The 1,529-nt window shown below is 76.5% G+C and carries 1 protein-coding gene; it reads right to left on the bottom strand.

Going from position 1 to position 1,529, the window contains the following annotated elements; translation table 11 throughout:
* Nucleotides 1–356 precede the first annotated feature (356 nt).
* On the bottom strand, nucleotides 357–1,529 hold a 1,173-nt coding region (locus tag ACFCX4_RS36235), incomplete at its 5' end, for an MFS transporter (protein WP_376151735.1).

Here is a 1,529-nt window from a genome sequence, read left to right as displayed (position 1 = left end):
GGCGGCGGCGGTCGCGGTCGGGACCGGCGGCGGAGCACCGTCGGCGGCGAAGGCGGGGCCGCCGAGGAGGCCTGCGGCCATCAGCACGGCGCTCAGCGCGACGCCGGCGCGGGGAGCGAGGGAACGCGGGTTTCGCATGACGGACACTCTCCTGAAGTCGCTTCCGGGTGTGGCGGGCGGTGCCGGATCCGGTGCGGCCCGGCCGCCGGACGAGCCGAAGGTGCGTCGGCCGTGCCAGTCTCACCGTGTGCGTCCCGGCCCGGCAAAGCCCTTCGACGGGGCCCGAATCCGGGCACGTCCGCCGGTCCCGCGGCCGCCCGGTCGCACGTCCGCACGGGGTCGGACGGCGGGCCGGGTCAGGCGGCGGCCCCGCGACGGGCGCGGCGCAGGAGGTAGAGGCCGGAGACGGCGGCCAGCAGCGCCATGCAGGCGGCGAACACCACCCCGGCGTCGGCCAGGCCGAGGGGCTCGGCGAGCAGCCCGATGCCGATCACGGGGATCGAGATGCCGAAGTAGGCCACCACGAACAGCGCGGACAGCGCGCCGCCCCGGTGCTCGGCGGGAGCCGCCGCCGCGACCTCGCCGACCGCACCGCGCAGCCCCATGCCCTGTCCGGCGCCGCCCACCAGGGCGGCGAGCACCAGCGGCGGCAGGGTGCTCCAGGCGAGCGAGGCGGCCAGCAGCGCCAGCCCCGCGATGAGCACCAGGCAGCCCAGCGGGATCGCCCGCGCGGTGCCCAGCCAGGGCACCAGGAGCTGCCCGAGGGTGGAGGCGAAGAAGGCCGCGAAGACGATGAGCCCGATCACCGCGTGGTTGTGGACGTCCAGGGTCCGGGTCAGGAAGGCGGGGCTGACCGAGGTGAAGACGCCCAGCAGGGAGAACCCGGCGAACACGGCGATGCCCGCCGGCACGAAGACGCCCCGCACCTGCGGCGGCAGGGACGGCCGGCGCGGGCGGGCGGTGCGCAGCGGGCGGGCCCCGGCCACGGTCTCCGGCAGGAGCCAGGTGACCGCGAAGGAGGCGACGAGCAGCACCAGGTGCACGACGAACGGCAGGACCAGGGGGTCGGGTGCGTACTCGGCGAGCAGTCCCGCCAGCAGGGGGCCGCAGCCCAGGCCGCCCATGTTGGCGGCGGTGGCCACGAAGCCGGCCCTGGCCCTGCGCCCGGGCGGGGCGAGTTCGAGCACGTAGGCGGTGGCGGTGCCGGTGAACAGGCCCGCCGACAGGCCGGACAGCAGCCGCCCCAGGCAGAGCAGCGGCAGGCCGCCCTCGGCGAGGAACGCGACCGCGCTGCAGGCCGCGAGGGCCAGCCCGCAGAGCAGCACGGGCCGGCGGCCGACGCTGTCGGAGACGTTGCCGACGAGCAGCAGGACACCGATCACCCCGAAGGCGTAGACGGCGAACACGACGGTCACCATCAGTTCGGAGAAGCCGATCTCCTCCTGGTAGAGCCCGTAGAGCGGGGTGGGCAGGGTGGTGCCCGCCATGCAGACGGCGAAGGCGGCGGCGGCCCCGAGGTAGCCGGGCCG

The sequence above is a fragment of the Kitasatospora sp. NPDC056327 genome, assembly GCF_042261735.1.
Classification (GTDB): Bacteria; Actinomycetota; Actinomycetes; order Streptomycetales; family Streptomycetaceae; genus Kitasatospora.
This window is presented reverse-complemented; position numbering and strand designations above follow the sequence as displayed.